The organism is Amycolatopsis sp. MJM2582 (assembly GCF_000754115.1).
In the GTDB taxonomy this organism is placed as follows: Bacteria; Actinomycetota; Actinomycetes; order Mycobacteriales; family Pseudonocardiaceae; genus Amycolatopsis; species Amycolatopsis japonica.
This window is the reverse complement of sequence record NZ_JPLW01000007.1, coordinates 301,799-324,023: the sequence shown is the minus strand read 5'-3', so window position 1 is coordinate 324,023 and position 22,225 is coordinate 301,799. Positions and strand designations below refer to the sequence as shown.

Genomic DNA, 22,225 nt, shown 5'->3' with positions numbered 1-22,225 from the left:
AGACCAGGAATCGCGGTCCGGCCCGGGGCCGCGCCGCAATCTTCATCCGCGATCGGGCGGGACGTCCAGCGCCGTCATGGACGACGGTGCGTACTCACCACTCGACCATCAGGCTCGTGAGCCCGTAAGCCGGTGTGGTGAGGCGGAACATGGTGTCCTTCTCTGGATCCGCGAGCCTCAGGCCGGGAAAACGCCGCCACAGCGACGTGAAGACCGTGCGCAGTTCGAGCCGCGCCAGCGAAGCGCCGAGACAGTGGTGGATCCCGTGCCCGAACGCCACATGCGGCACGGGCTCGCGGGTCAGATCGAGCCGGTCCGGATCCGGCACCAGCGCGGGATCGCGGTTCGCCATGGGGAGCGAGCACAGAACGGTCTCGCCTTCCTTGATCACCTCGTCCCCGATGGCGACGTCCTCCATCGCCGTCCGGGGGGTCGGGGCGTACGGCACGGTGAGATACCGGATCAGCTCGTCGACCGCCCGGTCCGCCGCCTGCCCGTCGCCCCGCACCGCGGCGAGCTGTTCGGGATGCCGCAGCAACGCCAGCACGCCGAGGCCGATCATGCCGGAGATGTTGTCGTCACCGGCCAGCATCACCTGAACGCAGAAGCCTCTCAGCTCCTCGTCGGTGGCCTCGTCACCGTGTTCGGCGACGACGGCCCCGATCAGTCCCTCGCCGGGTTCCTCGCGGTTCCTGGCGATCATCGCCAGCAGGTAGCGGGAGAACGCCTCGCCCGCGGCCGCTCGTCTCCGCTGGCTCAGTGAGGCGTCGAGATGTCCGTGGCACAGCTTGAGGAACATGGCGCGGTCGTCACGGGGCACCCCGATCAGTTCGCACAGCACGGCTCCCGGCACCTCGTCGGCGACGAGTTCGATCACGTCGGCGGGAGAACCCTCGTCCTCCATGGCATCGAGCCGTTCGGACACGATCTGCTCGATGTACGGCTCCATGCGCCGCATCTTGCGCAGCGTGAACCCCGGCGTCAGCTTCTGCCGCATCCGGGTGTGCTCGGGCGGGTCGTAGTCCATCAGGTTGCCGACCAGTTCCTGCGGCCGGAAGATGCCTTCCCCGCCGACCTCGTCCTGCGCGTGCCACCGGCGCCGGGTGCTGAAGCGCTTGTGGTCGCCCAAAACCTGGCGCACGACGGAATGTCCCGCGGCCATCCAGATGGTCTCGGCGTCCGCGCCGGTGCCCACCGTGACCTTCGACAGCGGTCCGGCGGCACGCAGTTCGTCGGCCGGATCGAGGTCCTGTCTGCGAATGTGCAGCGGACGCGTGTCCTCACCACTCAACGGGGAGCTCCTCGATGTTGAACGGCGCGGGTTTGCCCGCCACGAACCGCAGCTCCTCCTCCGGCACCGCCAGGCGCAGGCCGGGGAACCGCCGCGCCAGGATCGGCAGCGCGACCCGCAGTTCGAGCCTGGCCAGCGGAGCGCCGACACAGTGGTGGATGCCGTGCCCGAAGGCGAGATGCCCCGGGCTGTTCTCCCGCGTGATGTCGAATTTGTCGCCGAGTGTGCGGTTGACCGCCAGCATCGAGCAGGTCAGCACGTCACCGGCGTGGATCTCGTATCCCGCGATGTTCAGGTCGACGAGCGCCGTCCGCGGCGAAGGCGCCTCGACGATCGTCGGGAAGCGCAAGACCTCCTCGGTCGCGCTGTCCACGAGTTCCGGCCGTTCGCGCAGCAGCGACAGCTGGGCCGGGTTCGTCGCGAACAGGAGCACCGCCATGGCCAGCTGGGCGGCCATCTGCTCGACGGCCACGATCAGGATCGCTTCGGCGAGCCCCGACAGTTCCTCGTCGCTGACCTTGTCGCCGTGCTCCCGCGCGATGAACCCGATCAGCTCGTCACCGGGATCACGGCGTTCGCGGGCCGCGAGCTTTTCGCAGTAGTTGACGACACCGAGGCTCGACTGGGCCCGCTGCTTGGGGATGCGGCTTTCCCGGCTGTCACGGATCATCCGCGACAGATCGGCCTGATCGTCGCGCGGGACACCGAGGAACTCGCACGCGATGAGCGCCGGCATGGGCCAGCCCGCGTACCGGACGAAGTCGATCGGCGAGCCCATGCTCTCCAAGTCGTCCAGGCCCTCTTCGATGATCTCCTCCACCCGGGGCCGCAACCGCTCGATCCGGCGGACGCTGAACGCCCCGGCCACCGTGCCACGCAGGCGGGTGTGGTCGGGCGGGTCGTAGGCCTGCAGGATGCCCGGCAGATGGGCCCGGTCCGCCTCGTCGTCGACCGGCCGCATCGAGCTGAACCGGGTGGCGTCGGCGAGGATCTCGCGGACCTCGTCGTATCCGGTGACCAACCATTGCCTGCGGCCGTTCAGCCCCGTTTCCGTGTCGTACCGGTGCAGGGGACCTTCTTTTTGCAACGCGGAGAGCTCCGGCGCCGGATCGAGCCGGATCCGCTGATGCGGCAAGGGAACTACCATGATTCTCCTCAGGTTTCCGGCGCTACCAGTCGAGCAGCAGGGCTTCCACGTCGAACGGGGGCGGGCCGAATTTGAGCTTGCGCTCGGGCTCGGCGAGCCTGAGCTTGGGGAAACGCCTCGCCAGCGCGGGAATCGCCTCCCGGAACACCATCTCCGCCAGCGGCCTGCCGAGGCAGTGGTGGATCCCGTGGCCGAACGAGACGTGCGGCGACTTCTCCCGCGTGATGTCGAATTCGTCTTCCGGTGCCGGGAAGTTCGCGCGGTTGGCGCCCAGCAGGGAGCACGTGACGGTGTCGCCGGCCTTGACGAGGCGGCCGCCGATCGTGACGTCCTCCTTGGCGATGCGCGGGTGGAGCTTCTCGTCGGTCGTCAGGTACCGGTTCAGCTCCTCCAGCCAGTCCGGGATGGTGTCCGGCCGTTCCCGCAGGATGTCGAACTGCTCCGGGAAATCGACCATCAGCAACGCGCCCGCCGCGAGGAACCGGGCCACCTGGTCGCCGCCCGCGCCCATGATGAACGCGGCCACCCCGGCCAGTTCCGCGTCGGTGATCTCGTCACCGTGTTCGCGCACCACGACACCGAACAGGTCGTCGCCGGGATCACGGCGGACCCGGGCGACGGCCTTGTTCATGTACTGCATGTACTTGTTGCCCGCCGCGTTGCGCCGTTTGTCCGTCCGCTCGGTCCGGCTGGCGTGCAGGGTGCGCGACAGATCGGCCTGATCGTCGCGCGGGATGCCGAGGAAATCGCAGGTCGCCGTCGTGGCGATGGCCCAGCCGAAATGTGGGACGAAGTCAGCCGGCCCGCCCATGTCCTCGATGGTGTCCAAGGTGTCTTCGACGATCTGCCGGACTTCCGGCCGGAACCCCTGCATCCGCCGGATGGCGAACGGCGGGGTGACCAGGCGGCGCAGGCGCGTGTGGTCCGGCGGGTCGTAGTGGGTGAGGAAACCGGGCCAGGCGATCCCGGCCGCGGTCCCGCCGTAGATCAGCCGCGCGCTGAACTTGTCCGAGCTGAGGACCTGGCGGACCTCGTCGTATCCAGTGGCGAGCCATGCCGTCCGCCGTTCACCGTCTTCCTCGGTGCCCAAGGCGGAGATGGGGCCTTCGGCCATCAGGGAAAGGAGTTCGGCCCCCGGGTCGAATCGGTTCCTCCGGTGGATTTCCAGGCCCTTGACGACGTTGAGCTCCTCGAACACGGCAGTTCCTTTCGCCTCAACCGGCCGTCGCGCGCGGATAGGGATGTTCCCGGTCGGCCGGACGAGCGTCGAGTTCGTCCAACCGTCCGGATCGGGGGCGGTGCCTCGTTCCGGAAGGCGTGTTGCGAAAGCCACTTTCGCAACGTTGAAGGTTGCGAAAGTGGCTTTCACAACCTCGCCGTCGGGGCCTGATCGGGGCGGCGGGGGCTGAAGGGCGCTTTCCCCGCATGAGATGCGAGGAAAGCGCCCTTCACCGCGTGAGACGCGGGGAAAGTCCCCTTCGCCGAGGCTCGTCCAACCGTCCGCATTGAGCGGCTGGACACCCCCGTTCAGCCGTTGACTTCGGCGATCAGGCTCTTCGGCCGCAGGTCCGTCCAGTGCTCCTCGACGTAGGCGAGGCATTCCTGGCGCGGGGCCTCGCCGTGGACGCGGGTCCAGCCCGCGGGCACCTCGGCGAACGTCGGCCAGAGGGAGTGCTGGCCCTCGTCGTTCACCAGCACGAAAAAGGAACCGTCTTCGTTGTCAAAGGGATTGCTCATCGGTTTTCCTTTCAGGCGCCCGGCCGCGGCCGGAGCTTCTCGGCGACGATGGACCCAATCTGGACCAACGCCGCGGGTTGCACCATGTCGTAATGGTTGGTCGGGATCTCGTGGTGTTCGATGGCCCCGCTGGTGAAGTCCTTCCAGCCCGCGACGGCCTCCGACACGGGCAGGTGCGCCGGCCGGTCCTCCGAGGCGACGAAGAGCAGGATGTCACCGTTGAACGGCGAGGCCGTGTGCTGCGGCCCGACCTTCCAGAGGTTCTTCATGACCGCTTCCAGCCGCTCCCGGGCACCGGGGCCCTGGACCATGCCGCCCGCCAGCTCCAGATCCTGCTGTTTCCGTTTCTGGAGGCCGTCTTCGTCGCGCGCGGCCTCCTCGGTCACCGTGCCGGTCGCGTTCCGTCCCATGTAGACGGGATACGCGTCGAGCAGGGCGAGCAGGCCGAGTTCTTCCCCGTCGGCTTCGAGCATCGCGGCCATCGCCTGCGCGATCCGGCCGCCGAGCGACCAGCCGAGCAGGTGGTACGGCCCGGTCGGCTGCACGGCACGGATATGCGCGAGGTAGTCGGCCGCCATTTCCTCGACGCTCTCGGGCAGGCGTTCGGTCCGCGCGAGACCGCGCGCCTGCACGCCGTAGACCGGCTGGTTCGCGGGCAGATGCCGCAGCAGCGGCCCGTAGTTCCAGCTCAGCCCGCCGCTCGCGTGGACGCAGAACAGCGGCGGCCGGTCGCCGTTCGGCTGCAGCGGCAACAGGATCTCGTAGTCACCCGTCTTCACCGCGGTACTCGTGCGGCGCCGCTCCCCCACCACGATCAGGGTTTTGGCCGGGGTCTTGCGGGCGAGCAGGCCGGTGTTCAGCATCCGGTGCCCCGGCTCGCCGAACGGGCAGGGCTCACCGGACTCGCCCTCGTCGACCGCCGGACCGGTGACGTAGAGATCACCGACGACGCCCGGGGCGACCGGCCGCCGCTGCTCGTCGAGCACGAGCGCGCCGAGCGGCCCCAGTTCCGCGACCACCGCGGGTACCTCGCCCGCCCACCGCGCGGGTGCGATCGCCGGACGGCCGCGTTCGGTCTCGTCGAGGAAGAGGTCCAGCTCGCTGATCCGCCGCTGGGGATCCTCCGCGACCTGCTCCAGGACGTGGACCAGCCGCCGCGCCACCGATTCCGCCGTCGCCTCGTCGAACAGGTCGGCGGCGTACCGAAGAGTGCCTTCGAGACCGTCCTCGTCGTCGTCCTCGTCGAGCCGCTCGGTGAGCTTGAACGCGAGATCCAGTTCCGTGGCCTCGGTTCCGCCCGGTTCGACGCTGGTGCGCAGGGCGGGCAGTTCCGCCGCGTCCCACGCGCCGATGTCCTCCTCGTCGACCTCCAGCCCCACCTGGAAGACGGGGTGGCGGGACAGCGAGGCGGGCAGGTCCAGCAGATCGACGATCCGCTCGAACGGCACGTCGAGCTGCTGACGCGCACCCCGGACGGCCTCCTGCACCCGTGTGACGACCTCGAGGAACGTCGGGTCACCGGAGAGATCCGTGCGCAGGGCGAGCGGCCGGGCGAACGGGCCGATCATCGGTTCGAGGTCGATGAGGTCCTCGTCCCGCGCCAGTTTCGTCCCGATCACCAGATCCTGGCCCGCACCGAATTTGCTCAGCAGCATCGCGAGACCGGCATGCACGACGTGGATGGTGTCCGCGCCGAGCCGTTCCACCGCCTTGGTCAGCCGTTCGTACGGTTCGGCGCCGAGCCGCAGCTCGACCGCGCCCGCCTTGCGCGACGGGACGGCCGGACGCGGCCGGTCGAACGGGAGCACCGTCTCGCCTTCGATCCCGGTGAGGGTGTCCCGCCAGAAGACGACCTGCTCGTTGATCAGGCTGCCCGGTTCGTCCTCGTCCGCGAGCAGCCGCTGCTCCCAGATCGCGTAGTCGGCGAACTGCAGCGCCAGCGGCGCGCGTTCCGGGACCCGGCCCGAACGCCGTGCGCCGTACGCGGCCGCCAGGTCGCGGAAGAACACGTCGAGCGAGTCGTCGTCGGCGAGGATCCGGTGCAGCCGCAGATGCAGCACGTGTTCCTTCTCCGCGAGCGCGAAAAGGTCGCAGCGCCAAGGAACTTCATTGGTGAGATCGAAGACCGACGCACGCAGCCCGGCGAGCAGGCCGGGAAGCTCCTCCTCGGTGGCGGGCACCGGGGTCAGCTCGATGGCCGCGGGCTCGTGGACCAGCTGCCGGACGTTCTGCGCGTCTCCGGGGAAGGTCGTGCGCAGCACTTCGTGCCGGGCGGCGATGTCGCCGAGTGCCGCCCCCAGTGCGGCCACGTCGAGCCTGCCGCGCAGGCGCAGCGCGACCGAGATCTGCAGTCCGGCGGTCTCCTCGCCGGGGCTGGCCAGCAACCACGCACGCAGCTGCCGCGCGGTGAGCGGAACCCGCTCGGGCCGCTCGGCCGGTTCCAGCGCGGGCCGTGACTTCGCGGCGAGCGCCCTGGCGACACCGGCGGGCGTCGGCGAGGAGAACAGCTGCCGGATGGGCAGATCCACGCCGATCACCTCGCGGATCCGCGCGATGAGCCGCATCGCCAGCGCCGAACTGCCACCGAGGTCGTGGAAGGCGTCGTCGACACCTACGTTGTCGACGCCGAGGATCTCCGAGAACAGGCCGCAGAGCACCTTCTCGGACTCGCTCTCGGGCGCCTTCTCCGACGCGCGGCCGGCGAGATCCGGGGCGGGCAGCGCCCGGCGGTCGACCTTCCCGTTGGGCGTGACCGGAAGGCCGGGCAGCGCGACGACCGCCATGGGGACCATGTACGCGGGCAGCACCAAACCCATCTGCCGCTTGATCTCCTCGGGACCGGCGTCGCCGCCGTCGGAGACGAAGTAGCCGACCAGCCGCTTCTCCCCCGGCTGGTCCTCGCGCGCCATGACGACGGCCTCGACCACGCCCGGCTGGGCGGCCAGCACGGATTCGACCTCACCCAGTTCGACGCGGTAGCCGCGGATCTTCACCTGGTCGTCGGCGCGTTCGAGGAACACCACCTCGCCGCCGCGGGTCCAGCGGGCCAGGTCGCCGGTGCGGTACATACGTTCGCCCGGCAGGAACGGGCACGCCACGAACCGTTCCGACGTCAGGCCCGGGCTGTCGAGATATCCCCGCGCCAGCCCCGTTCCCGCGATGTACAGCTCGCCCGCCACACCCGGCGCGACCGGCCGCAGGAAGGCGTCGAGGATGTAGATCCTGCGGTTGGTCATGGGGTGACCGATCGGCAGTTCCCGGTCGACGACGTCACCGGGTTCGATCGGAAGCCACGTCGCGCACAACGTGGTCTCGGTCGGCCCGTAGGTGTTGCGCACCCGAAGGTTCGGCTGGGCCCGCCGCAGGTTTTCCACGGACTGCGCGGGAACGATGTCGCCGCCCGTGCCGATCTCGACCAGACCGTCGAAGCATTCCGGCGACGTCTCCGCCAGCGCGCGGAAGGTCCCGGCGGTGAGGTGGACGTAGTTCGCGCCGCGCGCGACGGCCTGCCGCACCCCCGCCGCGTCGAGGACACCCGGCTCGGTGAGCAGGACACGCGCACCGGTCGAGAGCGGCACCCACATCGCGTACAGCGACGGGTCGAAGACGTGCGTCGCGTGCATCAGCACGCCGTCGCCGGGGCCGATCTGCCAGCCCCTGTCGCCGGCAAGGCCCGCCACGCCGCCGTGCGGAATGCCGACGCCCTTGGGCAGACCCGTGGATCCGGAGGTGTACATGACGTACGCCAGGTCGTCCGCGCTCGGCCGGAATTCCGTCGCCGTGCCGGCGAAAGCGTCGATGGCGACGCGTGTTTCCGGCGCGTCGAGGACGATCGCGTCCTCCGGCGCGACCCCGCTGGTGGCCTGCGCGCACACGACGACCGAGACCCCGGAGTCTTCGAGGATGAACGCGATCCGCTCGGCCGGGTACTCGACGTCCACCGGGACGTACGCGGCGCCCGCCTTCCAGATCGCCAGGAACGCGATCAGCAGCTCCGGCGACCTTTCCATGGCGACACCCACGCGGTCGCCGCGGCCGACGCCACGGGCGGCGAGGTGCGCGGCCAGCCGGTTCGAGGCCTGATCGAGGGCGGTGTAGGTCAGATCCGCGCCGTCGGCGTCGGTGATCGCCACCGCCTCGGGCGCCTCGGTCACCCGCCGGGCGAACAGTTCGACGACGGATTCCCCGGGGACCGGGCCTTCGGTCGCGTTGAATTCGTCCACCACCAGGGCGCGTTCGGCCTCGCTCAGCAGGGTCAACCGGCCGACGAGGACGTCGGGTTCGGCGACCAGCCGCTCCAGCACGCGGGCCAGCGCGCCGACGACCGATCCGGCGACCTTCTCGTCGAACAGGCCGCGGTCGTAATCGAGGATCAGCGGCATTTGCTCACCCGGGCCGGTGACCAGCGTGAACGGGTAGTGCGACGAGTTGCGCCCGCGTTTGACCGGACGCAGCGTCAGGCCGTCGTGGGCCTGACCGAGCCCCTTGCGGGGGAAGTTCTCGTAGATGACCAGCGTGTCGAAGACCGCGCCGGGACCGACCACGGCCTGGACGTCCTGCAGGCCGAGATGCTGGTGGGCCATGAGCGCCGACTGGTCGCGCTGCAGTTCGGCGAACAGGTCGACCGCGCGGCGGGCGCCGTCGAGCCGCACACGCACCGGCAAGGTGTTGAGCAGCTGGCCGACCATCGACTCGACGCCGGCGAGTTCGGCGGGACGGCCCGAAGCGGTCGCGCCGAACACGACCTCGGTGCGGCCGGCGAGCTGCGAAAGCACGACGGCCCACGCGCCCTGCACGACGGTGTTCAGCGTGAGGTCGTGGCCGCGCGCCAGATTCGCCAGCCCCTCGGTGAGTTCCGTCGACAGCTCGACGATCTCGGTGTCGATCTCCGGGACCCGGCCGGGATCGGCGGGCGCGACCGCGGTGGGCGTGTCGATCCCGGCGAACTCCTCGCGCCAGGCCGCGCGGGCGATTTCCTTGTCCTGCTTGCCGAGCCAGGCGAGATAGTCCCGATAGGACACTGTGGGCGGCAGGCCGGACGCGTCCCCGCCAGCGGCGTAGATCGCGGCGAGTTCGCGGTGGATGATCGGCATCGACCAGCCGTCGGTCAGCACGTGGTGCAGCGTGTGCACGAGGCGGTGGCGGTCCGGGCCGAGCCGGATCAGGTGCAGCTTCATCAGCGGCGCCACCTCGATACGGAGCCGCTCGGCCAGCTCGTCCGCGGCCAGCCGGTCCACTTCGCTTTCGAGGATCTCCTCGGGCAGCCCGGTCAGATCCGTTTCACGCCAAGGGATCTGCGCGTCGCGGGTGATGACCTGCACCATCTGCGCGCCGCTGACGTACCGGAAACAGGCCCGCAGCGCGGCGTGCCGGTCGACCAGCGCCTGCCACGTCGCGCGCAGCAGCGCGGCGTCCAGCGGGCCGTCGATACCGTAGACGGTCTGCACGGTGTACGTGTCCGGGCCGTCGTCGTCGAGCGCGGTGTGGTAGAGCATTCCCTCCTGCAGCGGGGAAAGAGGCCAGACGTCCTCCACGCTGGAACGCGGTTTCGCGCGAGTGTCGTCAACGGTCACGATCTGCTCCTTGGTGGGTGGGTGAACTCGCGTTCGCGTGCTTCGAGGCGTAACTCGCGTGATCAGAGGCGGAACTCGCGTGATCGGGGGCGAAACTCGCGTGATCGGGGCCGCGCACGTGAGTTACGGCCCCAAGCACGTGAGTTACGGCCCCAAGCACGCGAGTGCGGTACTCGATCACGAGAATCCGGCCTCGAGTTGGTCCAGCTGGTCAGGGGAAAGGGCGAGGAGCGAGCCCCCGGCGGGCTCCGGGTCCGGGGTGCTTTCGCCTTCGGCCGGGATCTCCTTGACGAGCGTCGCCAGCCGTTCCGGTGTCTTCTCTTCGAACACCTGCCACGGGCTCAGTTCCAGCCCTTCGCGGCGGGCGCGGGCCGACAGCTGCATCGAGATGATCGAGTCGCCGCCGAGTTCGAAGAAGCTGTCGTCGGGCCCGACCTGCTCCAGGCCGAGCACCTCCGCGAACAGGTCGCACAGCCTCGCCTCCATGGCCGTGCGCGGGTCGCGTCCGGAGGACATGCCGGAGAAGTCGGGTGCCTGCAGCGCCCGGTGGTCGAGTTTGCCGTTCGGGGTGAGCGGCATCTTCTCCAGCGCCACGAACGCCGCGGGCATCATGTACTCCGGCAGGCGTTCCGCCGCCATCTCGCGCAGCACCGACGTCAGTGAGCCGTCGGCGCCGTCCGACGGCACGACGTAGGCCACGAGCCGTTTGTCGCCCGGCCCGTCCCGGTGCACGGCGACCGCCGCCTGCGCGACGCCCGGATGTTCGGCGAGCACGTTCTCGATCTCCGCGGGCTCGACCCGGTAGCCGCGCACCTTGACCTGCGCGTCGACCCGGCCGACGAAGATCAGCTCGCCGTCGGGGTCCCAGCGGAACCGGTCGCCGGAGCGGTACATGCGCTCGCCCGGGGTGAACGGGTCCGCGACGAACCGTTCCGCCGTCAGGCCCGGCCGCCCCAGGTACCCGCGAGCGAGCCCGGCCCCGGCGATGTACAGCTCGCCGGTGACACCGGGCGGCACCGGCTGCAGGTACGCGTCGAGGATGTAGTGCTTCACGTTCCGGATCGGGCCACCGAGCGGGACCACCTCGTGTCCCGGCGACAACGGGGCGCTCATGGTCGAGCAGATCGTCGTCTCGGTCGGGCCGTAGGCGTTGATGAACCGGCGGCCCGGCGACCAGCGGTCGACCAGCGCGGGCGTGCACACCTCGCCGCCGGTCAGCACGCCGCGCAGCGTGTCCGGCAGATCCTCCTCCACGGCCAGCACACTCGGCGACACCGTGAGATGAGTGATCCCCCAGCGCCGCAACGCGTCTCCGAGCGTCACCCGCGGCGGCATGGTCTCCGCGTCGGCCAGCACCAGGGTCGCGCCGGCCAGCAGCGACATGTACAGCTCGGAGACGATCGCGTCGAAGCCGATCGCGGACAGCTGCAGAACCCGCGAAGACGACGTCACGCCGAGGCGTTCGATATGTGCCGTCGCCAGGTTCCCGAGCCCGGAATGGGTGACCATGACACCCTTCGGCACCCCCGTCGACCCCGACGTGTAGATCACGTACGCCGCGTCGGTCGCCTTCACCGGCGGCAGGACGACAGCCGGATCCGCGGCCGGGAGTTCGTCCAGCATCAGGATTTCGCCGTCGAACGTCGACGGCACCACCGCCCGCGTGGCCGCCGTGCACACCAGCACCTGCGGCGCCGAGCTCGTCAGCATCAGCTCGATACGCTCGGCCGGATAGTCCGGGTCGACCGGCACGAAAGCCCCGCCGGAGAACGACACGCCCATCATCGTCACCACGAGTTCGGCCGACCGCTCCACCAGGACACCGACCCGGGTCTCCCGCCGGACACCCAGCCCGACGAGCAACCGCGCCAGCGTCTCGACCTCGCCGAGCAGCCCGCCGAAGGTCAGGGTCCGCTTCGCGTCCGCGATCGCCACGGCGTCGCGAGACTTCTCCACCTGGCGGCGGAACAGCACCGGCAGGGCTTCGGCCTCGAACGGCACCTCGGTCCGGTTCCACTCGTCGATCACCAGACGGCGCTGCTCCGGCCCGATCAGGGCGACCCGCCCGACCGGCACCCGCGGTTCGGTCACGACCTGGTCGAGCGCCCGGACGATCGAGGCGACGATCTCCTCGATCCGCGTCCGGTCGAACACGTCCGGCCGGTAGATCACCTCACCGTGGACGCCGCCGCCTTCGGAAGCGCGGATGGACAACGGATAGTGCCCGGTGTCGTCCGGGATCCCCGCCGGGCGCAACGCGAGGACGTCGGGATCGTCGGACGGCGGGGGCGGCGGCGGGTAGTTCTCGAACACCACGATCGTGTCGAAGGCCGCGCCCGGACCGGCGAGCTGGTTGATCTCGGTCAGCCCGACATGCTGATGCGGCATGAGGGCGACCTGGCGTTCCTGCAGATCCGTCAGCATCTCCAGGAACGGCTGGGCGCCGGTGAGCCGGGCACGGACCGGCAGCATGTTCATGAACAGGCCGACCGCGGATTCGACACCCGGGATCTCGATCGGCCGCCCGGCCACCGTGGTCCCGAAAACGACGTCGTCGCGTCCGGTCAGCCTGGCCAGCAGAAGTGCCCAGACACCTTGGAAGAGCGTGTTCGTCGTGACGCCGTGGCGCCGCGTGAACTCCATCAGCCGGGTGCCGAGTTCGGCGTCGAGTTCGAAGCGGACGCGGTCCGGCTCGATGGGCACGGCGATGGTGTCCGGCGGCACCACGTGGGTCGCCTCGTCGAGCCCGGCGAGTTCGGTCCGCCACGCCTGTTTCGCGGCCGCCTTGTCCTGACGGGAAAGCCAGGCGAGGTACTCCCGGTACGACGTCGGGGTGGGAAGCGTCCGCTCGCCTTCGTACGCCGCCATCACCTCGCCGAGGAAGACCGGAAGCGACCAGCCGTCGGCCGAGATGTGATGCGACCGGAGCACCAGCCGGTGCCTGCGGTCGCCGAACCGCACCAGGTGCAGGTGCAGCAGCGGCGCCTTCGCCAGGTCGAACCGCTCGGCATGGGACTCCGCCGCGAGCCGCTCGAATTCCGCCAGTGCCTCGGCCTCGGGCAGGTGGGACAGGTCGGTTTCCTGCCACGGCACCGGAACATCGCGGACGACCGCCTGGACGGCCGTGCCGGAGCCGAGCCGGTGGAAACCCGCCCGCAGCGCGGGATGCCGGTCGAGCAGGGTCTGCCACGACGCGCGGAACCGGGCGACGTCGAGCGGTCCGTCGAGGATGATGTCGCGGATACCGGCGTAGACGTCCGGGCCGCGCTCGTCGACCGCGTGGAACAGCAACCCTTCCTGCAGCGGGGAAAGCGGCCAGATGTCGTGCAGGTTCGGGACGAGCGCCTCGACGTCCGACACTTCCCGCTGCGTCAGCTCGATGAGCGGGAAGTCGGACGGCGTGTGTCCTCCCACGCCGGCTTCAGTGTGAGTCGCGAGCTCGGTCAGCGAGTCCAGCCATGCCTTGCCGAGCGATTCCGCGTCGGTTTCGGTGAGCAGCCGTTCCGCCCAGGTGAGGGTCAGGGTGAACTCGGGTCCGGCGTCGCCGTCGAGCACCACCGCGTCGATTTCGACGGCGTGCCGCAGCGGCAGGTCGTCCTCCGCCGTGCCGCCGATGGTTCCGGCGAGCTGCCAGGGTTCCGCGTCGCCGTCGGGCCGGGGCGAGAACCGGCCGAGGTAGTTGAACCCGATCTCCGGCGACGGCAGTGCCGCCAGCACCTTCCCGGCTTCGTCGTCGAGATACCGCAGCATCCCGTAACCGAGCCCGCCGTCGGGGACCGCACGCACGTTTTCCTTGACCTGCTTCACCAACTGGCCAGGCGTGTCCGCCCCGGAGGTGTCCAACCTCAGCGGATGGACATCGGTGAACCAGCCGAGCGTCCGCGAAAGGTCCATGTCTTCGAGGGGCTCACGCCCGTGACCTTCGACGTCCACCACGACGGCGGTGCCGCCGCGCCATCGGGTGACCGCACCGGCGAGGGTGGCCAGCAGCACCTCGTGGATGCCGCAGTGGAACGCCGCCGTCGCCTTCTCCGCGAGGACGCTCGCGCGGTCCCGCGGCAACGTCCACGAGCGGCGGCCGGAGGTCGCGATGGTGTCACGTTTCGGGTCGAGTACGCCGACCCGCGCCCGCGCACCGTCGAGGATTTCCTTCCAGGTCTCCAGTTCCCCGGTCCGCCGCGCGGCCTCGTCGGCCAGCGTCCGCGCCCAGCGCCGGAAGGAGACGGGCGGCGGGTCGAGCACCGGTTCCTCGCACGCCGCTTGCAGATCGGCGAGCAGGACACGCCACGACACGACGTCGACCGCGAGGTGATGGGCGGCCAGCACGAGCCGCCCCTTGGCGCCCGCGTCGACCCACACGGCCTGGAACATCACACCCGCGACCGGATCGAGCCGTCCGGCCGCCTCGTGCGCGTGGCGCTCCGCGATCTCGTCGAGGTCACCGTCGCCCGCCTCGACCCTCTGAAGCACTGTGGCGACGTCGACGGTTCCCCGCTCCGCCACGACCAGACCGGAGTCGACGACCCGGCTGCGCAGCAGGTCATGCGTATCGATCACGGTACGCAGACCGGCCGTCAGCGCCGCCTCGGTCAGGTCGCCGGGCACTCCCGCGATCACCCATTGCGCCAGCGCGCCCCGGGACATCGCGCCGGGATCGCGTTCGAGCAGCGCCCGCACGACCGGCGTCCACGGCACCTCGCCGACGCCGTCGGCGACCTCGGCCTGCCGCACACCGCGTCCGGCGACGGCCGCGATCCCCGCGGGCGTCTTCTGCTCGAAGACCTGCTTGGCACCGAAGACGTAGTCCTCGCGCCGGGCGCGGGCGGCCAGCCGCATCGAGAGGATCGAGTCGCCGCCCAGTTCGAAGAAGCTGTCGTCCGCGCCGACCCGGTCCACGCCGAGGATCTCGGCGAACAGATCGGTCAGCACGCGTTCGGCCTCGGTGCGCGGTTCACGGCCGGCGGCTTTCCCGGCGAATTCGGGTGCGGGCAGGGCGGCGCGGTCGATCTTCCCGTTGAGGGTCAACGGGAAGGTGTCGAGTACGAGCACCACCGCGGGCACCATGAACTCCGGCAGCCGCTGCGCGAGCCGCGTCCGGACCGTCTCGGCGTCCAGTTCCGATTCCGCGGTGACGTAGGCGATCAGCCGCTTCTCGCCGGGTCGTTCCTCCCGTGCCACCACGACGGCCTGGGCGACGTCGGGCAGTGCGGTCAGCGCCGCCTCGATCTCGCCCGGTTCGACACGGTAGCCCCGGATCTTCACCTGGGCGTCGGCGCGGCCGCCGAACAGCAGTTCGCCGTCCTCGGTCCAGCGCGCGAGGTCGCCGGTGCGGTACAGGCGCTCACCGGCCGCGAACGGATTCGCGACGAAACGCTGCGCCGTCGCGTCCGGAGCACCCAGATAGCCGTGCGCCAGACCGGCACCGGCGAGATACAGCTCTCCGGTCACCCCCGGCGCCACCGGCTGCAGGAACGCGTCGAGCACGTACGCCTGCCGTCCGGCCAGCGGTCCGCCGATCGGCAGGACGTCGCCCGTTTCGGCACCCGGTTCGAGGACGAGCCAGGTGGCGCACAAGGTGATCTCGGTGGGGCCGTAGAGCTGCCGGAATCGCACGTCCGGGCAGGCACGGCGCATCCGCTCCACGGACGCGAGAGGCACCGCGTCGCCGCCGGTCAGGATCTCCCGCAGCCCGATGAACGACTCCGGCGCTTCCTCGGCCACCACGCGGAAAGTCCCGGCGGTCAGGTGGATGGTGGTGACGCCGCGCTCGATCGCCTCCCGCACCCGCTGCGCGTCGACCGCGCCCGGTTCCGCGACCACGACGGTGGCCCCGCTCACCAGCGGCACCCAGATCTCGACCAGTGACGCGTCGAAGGCGTGGGAAGCGTGCAGCAGCACACGATCCCCGGGTCCTTGCGACCAGCCCGGGTCACCCGCCAGCGCCGCGACACTGCCGTGCGGCACCGCGACCCCCTTGGGCACGCCGGTCGAACCCGACGTGTACATCACGTACGCCGTGTCGTGCGCGCCGACGGTGACGGGCGGCGCCGCGTACTCCCTCGCGCCCATGACGACCGGCTCGATCCCGTGCGGCACCGCGTCGAGGCTCGCCGTCACGCAGATCGCCAGCGCCGCACCGGAATCGGCCAGCATCCGCTCGATCCGCTCCGCGGGGTAGTCGACGTTCACCGGAACCTGAGCCGCGCCGGCCTTCCAGACCGCGAGCAGGGCGACGAGCAGATCCGCGCCGCGTTCCATCACGACACCGACGCGGTCACCGCGCCGCACCCCTCGCGAGGCCAGATACCCGGCCAGCCCCTCGGATTCCCGGTCGAGTTCGGCGTAGGACAGCGTGCGCTCCCCGTCGACGACCGCGACCGCGTCCGGCGATTCCGCGGCCTGCCGCCGGAACAGCTCCGGCACCGTGGTCCCGGACGTCGCCTCGCCCGTCGCGTTCCAGCGCTCCACCACGGAAGCACGCGCAGGTTCGCTCGTCACGCCGAGGCGGCCCACAGGAAGCGAGGCCTCCGCCGACACCCGCTCCAGCACCCGCACGACCTGCCTGGCGACCTCGGCCGCCGTTCCCGCCTCGATCCGGTCGGGCCGATACGCCACCCGGATCTGCAAGGTCTTGCCGGGCGAAACGCTCATGGTCAGCGGATAGCCGGTGCCGGTCCTGGTCACGACCGAGCTGATCGACACCCCGCCGTCGTCGCCGAGACCGTCGGCGTCGTGCGGGTAGTTCTCGATCATCACGATGGTGTCGAAGACCGCGCCCGCCCCCGCCGCGCGCTGCACCTGCGACAGCCCCAAGTACTGGTGCTCGCTCAACGCGGACTGACGGCTCTGCAGGTCCTGGAGCAGTTCCAGCACCGGCAGGTCACCGTCGAGCCGCACGCGGACCGGGACGGTGTTGATGAACATCCCCACCATCCGCTCCACGTCCGGCACGTCCGCCGGACGCCCGGAGACGACCGTCCCGAACACGACGTCGGTGCGGCCCGCGAGCCGCGACAGCACCAGCGCCCACGCGCCCTGCACGATCGTGCTCAGCGTCAGGCCGTGTCCGCGGGCGAATCCGGTGAGCGCCCGTGTCGCCGCTTCGGGCAGCAATTCGGCGTGCTCGCCCGGGACGACCATCGCCTTGTCCGCGTCGGCGTCCACCACGGTCGGCTCGTCGGAACCGGCGAGTTCGGCGCGCCACGCCTCCTGGGTCGCCCGCTCGTCCTGGCGGCTCAGCCAGCTCAGATAGTCCTTATAGGACGGTGTCTTCGACGGTCCTCGTCCACCCGCGTACGCGATCGAGACCTCGCCCAGGACGAGCGGCGTCGACCAGCCGTCAAGGAGAACATGGTGCGACGTCAGCACGAACCGGTGCCGCACCGGGCTCAGCTTGATCAGCATCAGCCGGAGCAGCGGCGCCTTGGTCACGTCGAACCGCTCGGCCTGGTCCTCGGCGAGCAGTCGCTCGATCTCCGCGGCCGCGTCCTCCTCGCCGACGTGCGACAGATCGACCGTGCGCCAAGGGATTTCGGCCTCGGCGGCGACGACCTGCACCGTCGCGCCGGAACCCAGCTGGTGGAAGCCCGTCCGAAGCGAGTCGTGCCGGGCGACCACCTGGTCCCACGCGGCCCGCAGCCGGTCCGCGTCGAGCGGTCCGTCGAGGTCCAGGATCCGCTGGCTCTGATAGACGTCGACGCCGTCGTCGGCGACGGCCCGCTCGAAGAGCATGCCTTCCTGGAGCGGTGAAAGCGGCCAGATGTCGGTCAAGCCCGGCGTCGCGGCCTCCAGCTCCGTCACGTCCTGCAGCGCCAGCTCGACGAGAGCGAAGTCGGACGGCGTGTGCCCGCCCGCGGCGCGATCGTCGGCGAGCGCGTTCAGCGTCGCCAGCCAGGCCTCACCGAGACGCTCGACCGTGGCGGGATCGACATCCCGGGCGTCGATGGCGAGCCCGAGCCGCGGCCCGTCCGGCGTGTCCTGCACCTCGGCGCCGACCTCGACGGGATGGGCCAGGATCATGTCCGGCCCACCGCCGAGCGGCCCTTCGCCCGCCGGCTGCCACGCACGGTCCTTGGCGGAAAGGCCGGTGCGGCCGAGATAGTTGAACCCGATCTGCGCGGACGGCGACTCCGCCAGCCTGGCGCCGGTTTCGGGGTTGAGGTACCGCAGCAGCCCGTAGCCGAGTCCGTCGCCGGGAACGGCGCGGATCTGTTCCTTGGCGGTCTTCAGCAGGTTCCCCGTCGAGACGTCGAAGCGGACGGGGTGCACGCTGGTGAACCAGCCCACCGTGCGCAACAGGTCTTCGCCGTCGGCGGCCTCGCGACCGTGTCCTTCGACGTCCACGAGCAGCGCGCCGGTCCCGCGCAGCCCGGTCACCGCACCCGCGAGACCCGCCAGCAGGACGTCCTGGATCCCGCAGTGGAAGGCGTTCGGCAGCCGGGTCAGCAGGTCGTCCGCCACGGCGCCGGACAGCGTCGCGGACCACGAGTGCGTCTTGCCCGCGCTCAGGTCCACGGCCGGTGCCGCCCCGTCGAGAAGGGCGATCCAGCGGTCGGTTTCGGCCACGGTGCGCTCGTCGCGTGCTTGCTCGGCGAGGCGGCGCGCCCAGTGGCGGTACGACGTCGCCACGGGTTCGAGCGCCGCGTCTTCGTAGGCCGAGCGCAGATCAGGCAGCAGGATTCCCCACGAGACCGCGTCGACGGCCAGGTGATGCGCCACGAGCGCGAGCCGTCCCTGCCCGGATTGCGGATCGTCGATCCACACCGCGCGCAGCATGGTCCCGGCCGCCGGATCCAGCGTGGCCGTCGCCTTCCGGACCTCGCGTCCGGCGGCCTCGTCCAGGTCGCGGGCCTCGACGCGCGTCACCAGACCGGCCGCGTCCACCGCACCCGGCTCGGGCACGATCAGCCGTCCCGCGTCCACGCGCGCCCGCAGCAGATCGTGCGTGTCCAGCACGGCCTGCAGGGCCTTGACCAGCGCTTCCTGGCTGAATCCTTCCGGGGTGACGAGGACTCTGGCCTGCGCGAAGCCCGGCCGCACGGCGTTCTCGCCGAGGGCGAGCATCACCGGCGTCATCGGGATCTCGCCCACGCCGGACTCCACTGTGGACGGTGCCACGGTGTCCTTGGCCAGCGCCGCCAGCCGTTCGGGCGTCCGGTGCTCGAACACCAGCCGCGGGGTCAGGGAGATGCCTTCGCGCCGGGCGCGGGCGGCCACCTGCATCGACGAGATCGAGTCGCCGCCCAGCTCGAAGAAGCTGTCCTCGACGCCGACCCGTTCCAGCCCGAGGACGTCGGCGAACACTCCACAAAGGACTCGTTCGTCCTCGGTCGCGGGCTCGCGGCCCGCCGCCTTCGCGGAGAAGTCCGGTTCGGGCAGCGCCTGCCGGTCCACCTTCCCGTTGACGGTCAGCGGCAAGTCGTCCAGCACCAGCATCGCGGCCGGGATCATGAACTCGGGCAGCGTCTCGGCGAGCTGTCCGCTCAGGAGCGCCGGGTCCAGGGCCTGCCCCGCTTCGGGGACGGCGTAGCCGATCAGGTGCTCACCCCGGGCGACGACCACGGCCTGCGCGACGCCGGGCAGCCGGGCGAGCGCCACCTCGATCTCGCCGGGCTCCACGCGGTAACCGCGGATCTTCACCTGGTCGTCGGCGCGGCCGGCGAACGCCAGCGTGCCGTTCTCCGTCCAGTACGCCAGGTCGCCGGTCCGGTACATGCGGCCGCCCGCGACGAACGGATCCGCGACGAACCGCTCGGCCGTCAGCATCGACCGGCCCAGATAGCCTTGCGCCACACCGGCTCCGGCGACGTACAGCTCGCCAGGCAGGCCCTGCGGAACAGGCCGCAGGAACGCGTCGAGCACGTAGACCCGGCGTCCCGCGAGCGGACGGCCGATCGGCAGCACCGCGCCCATCCCGTCGCCGGGTTCGAGCAGCCACCATGTCGCGCACAGCGTGGCCTCGGTGGGCCCGTACAGATGCCGCACCCGAACGTCCGGGCAGGTCCGCCGGACACGCTCGACCGCGGCGGGCGGTACCGCGTCGCCGCCGGTCAGCACCTCGCGTAGCCCGGCGACCGACTCCGGCGCCTCCTCGGCCAGCACCCGGAAACTGCCGGCGGTCAGGTGAGCGGCCGTGACCCCGGAGGCCACGTAACCGGCCAGCGCCTCGCCGTCCACCACCCCCGATCCGGCGAGCACCAGCCGCGCGCCCGTCAGCAGCGGCACCCACATCTCGAACAGGGAGATGTCGAAGGCGTGCGAGGCGTGCATCAGCACGGCGTCTCCGGGGCCGACGTCCCAGCCGGGCTCGCCGACCAGTGCCGCGACGTTGCCGTGCGACACCGCGACACCCTTGGGCGTGCCCGTCGAGCCCGACGTGTACATCACGTACGCGACGTCGTCGGCCGTGACGCCGATCGACAGCCGCGCGGACTCCGCGACCGCTCGCCGGGTCTCCGGATCGTCGAGGACGATCGGGGCGAGACCGCCGTCCAGCACCGCGTTCCGGTGGGCTTCCGTGCACACCACCGCCGCCGGTTCGGCGTCCGCCAGCATGAACTTCACGCGTTCCGCCGGATACGCGGGGTCCAGCGGGATGTACGCGGCACCCGCCTTCCACACGGCGAGCAGGGTCGCGATCAGGTCGGGCGACCGGTCCATCACGACGGCGACGCGGTCTCCGCGCCGGACTCCCTTGCTGCTCAGGTACCCGGCGAGCCGCTCGGCGCGCTCGGCCAGCTCTCCGTACGACAGCGTCTCGTCACCGGCGACGACGGCCACCGCGTTTTCGTCCTGACGCGAGAACAGATCCGGCGCCAGTACGTCCGGGGTCGGCTCGGACGAGACGCCCCACCGACCGACCGTTTCGCGCTCGGCCTCGCTGATGACCTCGATGTCGGCGACGGTGAGATCACGCGTCAGCTGCCGCAGCACGCCGGTGAACCGCTCGACGATGGCGAGCGCGGCCGCCTCGTCGAAGAGGTCCGTGAGGTAGTCGAGTTTGACGAGCATCGACTCGCCGGGAACGGCGACCAGCGTCAGCGGATAGTGGGCCGCTTCCTGGCCCTGGTTCACGCGAATGCCGAAGGGGGCGGCGGACTCCGGCCCGCCGAGCTCGCGCGGGAAGTTCTCGAAGACGATCATCGTGTCGAAGCTCGCGCCGGGACCGGCCGCCTGCTGGATGTCCGCCAGCCCGACGAACTGGTCGGGGATGAGCGCCGACTGCCGCTTCTGCAGCTCCGCCAGCATCTCGACGACCGGCGCCGAGCCACGCAGCCGCGCGCGTACCGGGACGGTGTTGAGGAACAGCCCCACCATTCCTTCCACGCCGGGCAGATCCGGCGGGCGCGCCGAGACCACCGCGCCGAACACGACGTCGGTGCGGCCGGACAGCTGGGCGAGCACCAGCGCCCACGCGCCCTGCACCACCGTGTTCAGCGTGAGCCCGTTGCCGCGGGCCAGCTCCTCCAGCGAGCGGGTGAGCTCCGAGGGAAGTTCGACCGTGACGCTCTCGGGAATCCCGGGCGCCCGTCCCGGATCGGCGGGCGCGACCAGCGTCTGCGACTCGAGATCGCCCAGTTCCTTCGTCCAGGCCGAAAGCGCCTTCGTCTTGTCCTGGCGGCTCAGCCACGCGAGATATTCGCGGTACGGCGTCACCTCCGGCAGCTCCGCCGCCGCGTACAGCGCCGACAGCTCGTCGAACACGATCGGCAGCGACCAGGCGTCCATGATCGCGTGATGGCAGGTCACCACGAGGCGATGGCTGTCGTCGCCGAGCCGGATCAAGGTCAGCCGCAGCAACGGCGCCGTCGCGAGGTCGAACCGCTTCGTCCGGTCCTCTTCGGCCAGCCCGTGCACGGCGGCTTCGGGGTTTTCGAGGTGGGACAGGTCGATCTCGCGCCACGGCAGTTCGACCTGCCTGGCGATGATCTGCACGGTCTCGCCGGTTTTGCGCTGCCGGAAACACGCCCGCAGTGAAGCGTGCCGGGCCAGCAGCGCCTCCCACGCCGCGCGCAACCTCGCCGCGTCCACGGGCCCGTCCAGCTCCAGGACCCAATGTCCGATGTAGACGTCGAGCCCCTCACCGTCGTAGACCGCGTGGAAGACCAGCCCTGCCTGCAACGGCGACAGCGGCCAGATGTCCTCGATCCGCGACTGAGCCATCAATTTCTCCCTCGATCAGCGAAGTCCTTCGGCGAATCCCGTCCTGCGCGAAGTCGAAGAGCCGACGTCGAACGCGGCATGTCCCCCCGCAGAATCGTCGCCCGAAGGGTCGGCACGGACAACATGTCCAACGGCCGCTTTTCCTGCGGTGAAAGGGACTGCGGCGCGGTCGGCGTCCAGCCGACGGTGTTGCGAAAGCCACTTTCGCAACCTTGAAGGTTGGGAAAGTGGCTTTCGCAACGCTTCACGTGGCCAAGGTGCCGGATGTGCCGAAGGGGACTTTCGCCGCATGGGATGCGGCGAAAGTCCCCTTCG

6 protein-coding genes are annotated in these 22,225 nt (G+C 70.6%); all 6 read right to left on the bottom strand.

The features are described 5' to 3' along the window. Positions 1-94: 94 nt before the first annotated feature. The 6 genes from ED92_RS35990 to ED92_RS35965 all read right to left on the bottom strand — a co-directional run bounded on the left by ED92_RS35990 (position 95) and on the right by ED92_RS35965 (position 21,910). Entirely contained in the window at positions 95-1,291 is a 1,197-nt protein-coding gene (locus ED92_RS35990; RefSeq protein WP_037346395.1) for a cytochrome P450, read from the bottom strand. Next, positions 1,281-2,438, bottom strand: a complete 1,158-nt coding sequence (locus tag ED92_RS35985; protein WP_037346393.1) for a cytochrome P450 — start codon at positions 2,436-2,438, stop codon at positions 1,281-1,283. Before ED92_RS35985 ends, ED92_RS35990 begins: the two co-directional genes overlap by 11 nt. 22 nt (positions 2,439-2,460) lie before the next feature. Continuing rightward, positions 2,461-3,636 carry a cytochrome P450 gene (locus ED92_RS35980; RefSeq protein ID WP_037346391.1) on the bottom strand — a complete coding sequence of 392 codons (1,176 nt, stop codon included), beginning with the start codon at positions 3,634-3,636 and terminating at the stop codon, positions 2,461-2,463. 329 nt (positions 3,637-3,965) lie between these two features. Beyond that, positions 3,966-4,175, bottom strand: coding sequence for an MbtH family protein (locus ED92_RS35975; RefSeq protein WP_037346390.1), 210 nt, complete (start codon positions 4,173-4,175; stop codon positions 3,966-3,968). Between the two features lie 11 nt (positions 4,176-4,186). Continuing rightward, complete coding sequence (locus ED92_RS35970; protein ID WP_037346388.1) at positions 4,187-9,748, bottom strand: non-ribosomal peptide synthetase; 5,562 nt, start codon at positions 9,746-9,748, stop codon at positions 4,187-4,189. Positions 9,749-9,925: 177 nt separating this feature from the next. After that, complete coding sequence (locus tag ED92_RS35965; protein ID WP_037346386.1) at positions 9,926-21,910, bottom strand: non-ribosomal peptide synthetase; 11,985 nt, start codon at positions 21,908-21,910, stop codon at positions 9,926-9,928. Positions 21,911-22,225 lie beyond the last annotated feature (315 nt).